Below are 6,462 nucleotides of genomic sequence, written 5' to 3' on the forward strand. Positions count from 1 at the left end.
TTAGAACCGGATGATATCAAAAACTAGCTGAATCGTTTCATAAGTGCTGGCTAGACACGTTGAGCGAAATTGTTTGCGTTCTACCGTTCGTCCGGCCCGGAAAGGTCCTACAGTGTCCTGAATCGGCGCGGCAAGGTTCAGGTTCTAACCGGGAGCTGTCCGGGTCCATTCTCTTCTTTCGCCAGCGCAGGCGTCTCGCTCAAATGCGGCTGCTTGATTTGCAGCGGGCATCAGGGCAGGCTGCCCGCGTACGCTATCGCTCAATTACTGCTTCAGGTTCTTTTTATGCCGTTACGCATCTGCATTCTGGAAACCGACATCCTGCGCCCGGAGCTGGTCGAGCAGTACCAGGGTTACGGACACATGTTCGAGTTGCTGTTCGCCCGCCAGCCGATTGCGGCCGAGTTCGAGGTCTATAACGTGATGCAGGGCGTTTATCCGCCCGAGGGCGAGCGTTTCGACGCTTATCTGGTGACGGGCAGCAAGGCCGATTCGTTTGGCAGCGATCCCTGGATTCAAGACTTGAAAGCCTATCTGCTCAAGCTGTATGAGCGCGGCGACAAGTTGCTGGGCATCTGCTTTGGTCACCAGTTGCTGGCCCTGTTGCTCGGTGGCAAGACCGAGCGTGCCACGCAAGGCTGGGGTGTAGGCATTCATCATTACCAACTGGCACCCGCCACGCCGTGGATGAAACCTGCGGTGCAAGATTTGACGCTGCTGATCAGCCATCAGGATCAGGTTACGTCCTTGCCAGAAAATGCCACGGTGATTGCTTCGAGTGAGTTCTGCCCGTTCGCTGCGTACCACATCAACCATCAGGTGCTGTGTTTCCAGGGGCATCCCGAATTCATTCATGACTATTCGCGAACCTTGCTGGACATCCGTCAGCAATCACTGGGCGAGCAGGTTTACCAAAAAGGTGTGGCCAGCCTCGATCAGGATCACCACGGCGTGACTGTGGCCGAATGGATGATGCGTTTCGTCGCGCACAAGCCGGATGCAGCAGCGGTCTGAGTCTGCTGGCCGGTAGAGCCGTGCGGCGTAAAGGCACGCCTGTTTCGGCTTGTTCGCAAGGAGTCTTCGTCTACAGCCAGCCCGAGCGCTTGAAGCTGGCGAACAGTGCCGAGCAGCCGCCGACGATGACGCCGAGCACGATGAAGTAGCCGTAATGCCAAGTCAGCTCCGGCATGTTCTCGAAGTTCATCCCGTAGATACCGGCAATCGCGGTCGGGAAGGCCAGGATGGCCGCCCAGCCGGCGAACTTGCGCTGCACGATGCTTTGTCGCGAGGATTCCAGCAGCAGACCGATCTCGATGGTCTGACTGGCGATATCGCACAGGTTGCCCAGGTCTTCCATCTGCCGTTTGACGTGGATCTCGACATCACGGAAGTAGGGCCGCATGTTCTTGTCGATGAAAGGGAAGCTGAGCTTCTGCAACTCCTCGCCGACTTCCACCATGGGTGCCACATAGCGGCGCATTCTCAACAGATCGCGCCGCAGCGAATGGATGTGCTGAATATCCGCCTCGCGCAGCGAGCCGCCGAGCACGTTCTGTTCAAGCACTTCCAGTTCGGCATGGATGGCTTCGGTGACAGGCTGATAATTCTCGGTGACGAAGTCCAGCAACGCATACAGCACGAAGTCTTCGCCGTGCTCCAGCAGCAGCGGCCGGGCCTCGCAGCGTTGCCGCACCAGCCCGTAGGACTTGGAATGGCCGTTGCGTGAGGTGATGACGTAACCCTTGCCCGCGAAAATATGAGTCTCGATGAACAGCAGCTTGCCGTTGTCGCGAACCGGGGCGTAGGTCACGATGAACAGTGCATCGCCGAAGGTTTCAAGCTTGGGCCGGCTGTGGACTTCCATCGCATCTTCGAGGGCCAGTTCGTGCAGGTTGAACTGTTCTTTCAGGCTGGTCAGCTCCTGCGCATTGGGCTGCTCCAGCCCGATCCAGACAAAATGACCGGGCTTGGCGGCCCAGGCCGCGCCTTCATCCAGACTGATGTCGGTGACTTTCTTGCCCTTGCTGTAAACCGCGGCTGCAACAACTCGACCCATGGTGCTATCGCTTCTTCATTTTGTCAGTGGCGCATCAAGATGTATGCGCGCTGTAGCGGATCAGATCAGCCAAATGCGTTTGAGTTCGCGGCGATGTGAGCAGCCCTTGTCCGGGCTGCACGCATGCGTCAAAGCGAGTGTTGCTGGTCGAGTTCGATGGCCTCGTCAAGAATGTCGAGCAGCGCCTTGCGGGCCTTGAGCTTGGTTTTCTTGTGGGCGTTCATGTTGATTTTCTTCAACTGGGTCGCGACTGCCACGGCCGTTTCGGACAACGTTTCGACGCTGACCACCTTGTCCAGAAAACCCGCTTGCATCGCGTCTTGCGGGTTGAAGATCTCGGCGTTGATGACCGACCGGTTGAACGCGGATTTGCGCAGACGATCGCGGGCCAGTTCAATGCCGGCATGGTGCATGGTCATGCCGATCTGCACTTCGTTCAGACCGATATTGAACGGGCCTTCGACACCGATTCGATAGTCGGCAGCCAATAGCAGGAAAGCGCCCTTGGCAATGGCATGACCCGGGCAGGCGATGATGATGGGGAAGGGGTGCGCCAGCATGCGTCGAGTCAGGGTCGAACCCTGGGCAACCAGACTGATCGCCGCTTCTGCACTCGAGGTCATGACTTTCAAATCATAGCCACCGGACAGGATGCCTGGCTGACCAGTCACGATCACCACCGCACGATCCTGCTCGGCCTGGTCCAGCGCAGCGTTGAACGCGGCGATGACGTCCGGGGAAATGGCGTTGACCTTGCCATTGTTCAGGGTCAGCGTGGCGATGCCATCGTCCAGGTGGTACGAGACCAGATCACTCATGACGCGATTCCTTTTTATTGAAGTGAGCAGACGTTACTCACCCGTCATCCAGAGGTAAAGCGCTGACTGGTGGGTCACTGGTTTTTACTCGAAAACCGCTTAAACCTGGATGTCGTTCAGTTCGCAGTAATCATCCCAGTCCATGCCCAGCGCTTCGGCCACTTGAGCATGCGCTTCCAGACGCATCTGCTTGAGCTGCTCGGGTGACTCGGCAATCAATTCCAGTGCCAGCTCCCAAGGTTCGATGCCCTGGCTTTCGGCCTCGTCTTCGAACGCCCATTGCACTTGCTGCTTCTGTTCTTCAGCGCTGAGGTTGCTTATCTCATCTTTCAGCGTGGGGTGCGTGGAGAGGTATTTCGCGAGGGCGGCTTCGTTCCACTCAAGGGCATTCATACAGGGTTCCTCAATCTGACGGGCAACCAGACCTCATGAATCAAGGGGCTGGTCAAACGGCGTGATTGTGAGCGAAGGGAGAAATGCGTTCCAGTGTTGTCACAGCACTTTGCCGCGAATGATCGCGGTAGCGTGCCAGAGAACGTCTGGCCACTTAACGGAGATTATCGACATGATCAAAGTCAGCGTGCTGTATGCCTACAAAGAAGGTGCCCGTTTCGACCACGACTACTACCGTGACCAGCACATGCCACTGGTCCAGTCGCTGATGGGCGAACACTGTCTGCGCTACAGCGTTGACAAGGGCCTGGGCGGTGCAACACCGGGCTCAACGCCGCCCTACATCGGCATGTGTCACATCTATTGCGACTCCATCGAGGCTTTCCAGGCTGGTATGGGGCCGCATGAAGAGCGGATCAACGCAGACATCATCAACTACACGGACCTGATTCCGGTGGTGCAGATCAGTGAAGTGCGCGCCGAGTGACCGTCACTTGCCAAGGGCGTTTTTCCTGACCGAAGTACCGCCCGAGGGATCGAAGCATTGACTGTCATACCGTGGGCTCTGGCACTGAGAAGGTACGTTGGGCGGCGGCGGACGGTTTCTTTGATAAGCCTTGTAGCGTTCGGTCTCGATGACGGTCACGATGGTCCGGCCGCTGACTTGCAGGTATTCGGTGGCCTTCAGATTGGTCTTGTGCGCATGGTCGACCGGTTCTCCCTCGCGCAGCATGGTCGGCGGGCCCGGTCGCTGTACGGCAGCTTCGGCGTCAGGATCGCAGGGAACCGGGGCGTAGCTCACCCGGCCCTGCGGTGACGTGCACTTGAAGATCTCGCTGTAAGCCAGACCTGGCGCTGCAAATGCGGCGATTGCCAGCATGATCGAGAGCCTTTTCATCGCGTCATCCTCCTTGAGTGGCGCAAGGCTACCATCTGCAAGCGCGGGCTGCCATAAGGCTCCGTTCGTCAGGCGCATCGCACGCTTGAGTCAATCAACCCTCTCAATAGACAGGTTGCATGTTTTAACCCAATGGAGGCGCACATGACTGGCAACAAGCCAAGCAATAACACTACCGACAAGCCGGACTTCAACACCGAATCGCCGGATGCTGCAGATCCGCAAGTCGATCCGGTGAAGCCCGCGAAAACGCCCGCCAAGGAACATGGCACGAAGGATGATTACCCGCCTTACGAATCCGATAAGTAAATCGGCAACGTGGCAAAGGCCCCCGAAGAGATTCGGGGGCTTTTTATTTGAGCGTCATTTGTTTGCGTCGAGGTATTCGAGCAGGTCTTCCATGCGCTGGTCATTGCCCATCCACCACAACTTCATGCGCGTGCCGGGCACCACTTCGCCTGGGTCTTTGATATAGGTGGTGAGCTGCTCGCGGGTCCAGACGATGCCCGAATTTTTCATCGCATCGGTATAGACATAACCCTCGTGCTGACCCGCTTTGGCACCGACAATGCCGTTGAGCGGCGGGCCGAATGCATTGCGCGCCGAGGGGCCGATCTTGTGGCAGCCGGAACAGAGCCGGGTAAACACCGCTTTACCAGCCTCTGCATCGCCAGCGCCGTACGCACTTGTCTGAATCGCCAGTGCGATCAAAAGCAACACTGTTTTTTTCATGGGGATCTCATGGCAAGCCTGACTGCCCGGGTTGCAAAGCGATGCATGCTAACGCAGTGAGTCATGCACCGAAACCTTTGGTCGGACCTGTCGATGTTGTCACCTTTGCTCGATCTACCGACTGTCATCGAGTCTCGCTTTTTGCGACTACACTCCACCATGAATCAATTCAGTTCCAGCGACGAGCCTGCGGTTTCAGCCTGTTCCGTTCGTCGAGTTCCAGTCATTCCATTTCCGGCGCGCCTGATTGAGGCAGCGGACGCGTGGTCGCGAATGCCCGTGCTGAATCTGTAAGAGCGCTCCCGGCATCTGCCTGAAGCTCGATCAAATGCTGGACGGAGGCCAAGATGACATCCCGTCGTGAGGATAGATTCGCTAGTCGCCTGAGAGCCGAAAGGGACCGGTTAGGTTTGTCACAGAAGGATTTCGCAAGATTCGCAGGCGTCGAGGTCAATGCCCAAGGACACTACGAGCGGGGAGAACGCACGCCCAGAGCAGACTATCTGGCAGCCATTTCGGCCATCGGCGTGGATATCGCCTACCTGGTCACTGGTGTGCCGAGAGTGATCGATACCCATCACCTCTCGCAGCGCGAGGGGACCGTCGTGCGCGCCTTCAGGACGTTGGGCGATTCCGATCAGGATGCGCTGACGCTGATCCTGGAAAAGTTGTCGCGCGTAAAGAATCAGGTGATGTAGATCCTCAATGCTGCGAGACCGCCCGGTTCGACGCCCCCTGATTGTCGACATCAATCAGGGGGCGCGATGTGTTGAACAGCGCTGTGTAGCCGCGACCTGATCAAAGATCCTTTTTCAGTTCCTTGTCGATGTGCTTGTCGGCTTTATGGCGTTCTTTGTCATCATGCGTGGCACCTTTGTCGACTTCGTCGGCATCGTGCTTCACGCCTTTGTCAGCTTCCTTGGCATCATGCTCGACGCCCTTGTCCAGTTCACGATTGTCATGCCTAACGCCCTTTTCCAGCTCGCTCTGCGCCACTGCAACCGGCGCAATCGCGCCGAACAGAATCAGGCTGGCTGCCATGGATATCCCGAGTTTACGCATAAGAAGGCTCCTGCTTGAGAAATGCTGACCCGTCATGAGTCATCGCTTTGGAGCATAGTCGAGGAGGGCTGGAGGTGAGATGAGCGCAGGTACGAAAACGAAAAAGCCCCGACGTTCACGAGGAAGGTCGGGGCTTTTCTTGTATCGAATATGGCGGTGAAGGAGGGATTCGAACCCTCGATACAATTTCTTGTATACACACTTTCCAGGCGTGCTCCTTAAGCCACTCGGACACCTCACCGTATCTCGCTGACAACGTTGTGTCTGTCGAGGCGCGCTAATGTAGTCGAAAGCTTTGCGTAAGGCAAAACTTTTTTTCAGAATTTTCATGCGCTTAAGCAGAAAACGCTGTTCGGGCGTGAAAAGCCTGATGCAGACCTGCTGACGTCGGCGCTCGCGGGCGCGCCGATGTCAGCGGGTGGCGCGGCGTTACGCAGTGTCAGGCGCCGAAGCCGCCGTCGATGGTAAGGCTGGCGCCCGTGATGTAATCGGCTTCGGGGCCT

10 protein-coding genes and 1 tRNA gene are annotated in these 6,462 nt (G+C 57.2%); 4 read left to right on the forward strand and 7 right to left on the reverse strand.

Translation table 11 applies throughout. The annotated features are described in order from the left end of the window. The first annotated feature begins 285 nt into the window (after positions 1 to 285). A complete protein-coding gene (locus tag BZK31_RS11305) occupies positions 286 to 1,014 on the forward strand; it encodes an amidotransferase (RefSeq protein ID WP_083182739.1) in 729 nt (242 codons plus the stop codon). Positions 1,015 to 1,084: 70 nt separating this feature from the next. On the opposite strand, the gene BZK31_RS11310 is transcribed toward BZK31_RS11305, so the two are convergent. The 3 genes from BZK31_RS11310 to BZK31_RS11320 all read right to left on the reverse strand — a co-directional run bounded on the left by BZK31_RS11310 (position 1,085) and on the right by BZK31_RS11320 (position 3,267). Then, positions 1,085 to 2,056, reverse strand: a complete 972-nt coding sequence (locus BZK31_RS11310) for a magnesium and cobalt transport protein CorA (protein WP_083182740.1) — start codon at positions 2,054 to 2,056, stop codon at positions 1,085 to 1,087. A gap of 128 nt (positions 2,057 to 2,184) precedes the next feature. Next, on the reverse strand, positions 2,185 to 2,874 hold the full coding sequence (locus BZK31_RS11315) for a crotonase/enoyl-CoA hydratase family protein (protein ID WP_083182741.1): 690 nt from the start codon (positions 2,872 to 2,874) through the stop codon (positions 2,185 to 2,187). Positions 2,875 to 2,973: 99 nt separating this feature from the next. After that, positions 2,974 to 3,267: a DUF6388 family protein gene (locus tag BZK31_RS11320; protein ID WP_083182742.1), complete on the reverse strand. Its 294-nt coding sequence runs from the start codon at positions 3,265 to 3,267 to the stop codon at positions 2,974 to 2,976. 172 nt (positions 3,268 to 3,439) lie between these two features. On the opposite strand from BZK31_RS11320, the gene BZK31_RS11325 reads away from it, so the two are divergent. Next, entirely contained in the window at positions 3,440 to 3,754 is a 315-nt protein-coding gene (locus BZK31_RS11325; protein ID WP_083182743.1) for an EthD family reductase, read from the forward strand. A gap of 3 nt (positions 3,755 to 3,757) precedes the next feature. Here BZK31_RS11325 and BZK31_RS11330 read toward each other — a convergent pair whose 3' ends face one another. Next, a complete protein-coding gene (locus tag BZK31_RS11330; protein ID WP_083182744.1) occupies positions 3,758 to 4,165 on the reverse strand; it encodes a DUF4124 domain-containing protein in 408 nt (135 codons plus the stop codon). Between the two features lie 144 nt (positions 4,166 to 4,309). Between BZK31_RS11330 and BZK31_RS29705 the strand changes: the two genes are divergently transcribed. Continuing rightward, positions 4,310 to 4,474, forward strand: a complete 165-nt coding sequence (locus BZK31_RS29705; protein ID WP_083182745.1) for a DUF6021 family protein — start codon at positions 4,310 to 4,312, stop codon at positions 4,472 to 4,474. A 54-nt stretch (positions 4,475 to 4,528) separates the two neighbouring features. On the opposite strand, the gene BZK31_RS11340 is transcribed toward BZK31_RS29705, so the two are convergent. Next, positions 4,529 to 4,897 (reverse strand): c-type cytochrome, encoded by a 369-nt coding sequence (locus BZK31_RS11340; protein WP_083182746.1) that lies wholly within the window; start codon positions 4,895 to 4,897, stop codon positions 4,529 to 4,531. 347 nt (positions 4,898 to 5,244) lie between these two features. Between BZK31_RS11340 and BZK31_RS11345 the strand changes: the two genes are divergently transcribed. After that, a complete protein-coding gene (locus BZK31_RS11345) occupies positions 5,245 to 5,595 on the forward strand; it encodes a helix-turn-helix domain-containing protein (protein ID WP_083182747.1) in 351 nt (116 codons plus the stop codon). 100 nt (positions 5,596 to 5,695) lie between these two features. Here BZK31_RS11345 and BZK31_RS11350 read toward each other — a convergent pair whose 3' ends face one another. Both BZK31_RS11350 and BZK31_RS11355 read right to left on the reverse strand, forming a co-directional pair. After that, positions 5,696 to 5,959, reverse strand: a complete 264-nt coding sequence (locus BZK31_RS11350) for a hypothetical protein (RefSeq protein ID WP_083182748.1) — start codon at positions 5,957 to 5,959, stop codon at positions 5,696 to 5,698. 151 nt (positions 5,960 to 6,110) lie between these two features. After that, positions 6,111 to 6,200: transfer RNA gene (locus tag BZK31_RS11355), tRNA-Ser, on the reverse strand. Positions 6,201 to 6,462: the final 262 nt, after the last annotated feature.

The sequence above is a fragment of the Pseudomonas floridensis genome, from assembly GCF_002087235.1.
Lineage (GTDB): Bacteria > Pseudomonadota > Gammaproteobacteria > Pseudomonadales > Pseudomonadaceae > Aquipseudomonas > Aquipseudomonas floridensis.

Excerpts from the sequence above, each read along its gene's own strand:
- BZK31_RS11325 (WP_083182743.1), top strand. The coding sequence starts at position 3,440 with ATGATCAAAGTCAGCGTGCTGTATGCCTACAAAGAAGGTGCCCGTTTC.
- BZK31_RS11315 (WP_083182741.1), bottom strand. The coding sequence starts at position 2,874 with ATGAGTGATCTGGTCTCGTACCACCTGGACGATGGCATCGCCACGCTG.
- BZK31_RS11320 (WP_083182742.1), bottom strand. The coding sequence starts at position 3,267 with ATGAATGCCCTTGAGTGGAACGAAGCCGCCCTCGCGAAATACCTCTCC.
- BZK31_RS11305 (WP_083182739.1), top strand. The coding sequence starts at position 286 with ATGCCGTTACGCATCTGCATTCTGGAAACCGACATCCTGCGCCCGGAG.
- BZK31_RS11310 (WP_083182740.1), bottom strand. The coding sequence starts at position 2,056 with ATGGGTCGAGTTGTTGCAGCCGCGGTTTACAGCAAGGGCAAGAAAGTC.
- BZK31_RS29705 (WP_083182745.1), top strand. The coding sequence starts at position 4,310 with ATGACTGGCAACAAGCCAAGCAATAACACTACCGACAAGCCGGACTTC.
- BZK31_RS11330 (WP_083182744.1), bottom strand. The coding sequence starts at position 4,165 with ATGAAAAGGCTCTCGATCATGCTGGCAATCGCCGCATTTGCAGCGCCA.
- BZK31_RS11345 (WP_083182747.1), top strand. The coding sequence starts at position 5,245 with ATGACATCCCGTCGTGAGGATAGATTCGCTAGTCGCCTGAGAGCCGAA.
- BZK31_RS11350 (WP_083182748.1), bottom strand. The coding sequence starts at position 5,959 with ATGCGTAAACTCGGGATATCCATGGCAGCCAGCCTGATTCTGTTCGGC.
- BZK31_RS11340 (WP_083182746.1), bottom strand. The coding sequence starts at position 4,897 with ATGAAAAAAACAGTGTTGCTTTTGATCGCACTGGCGATTCAGACAAGT.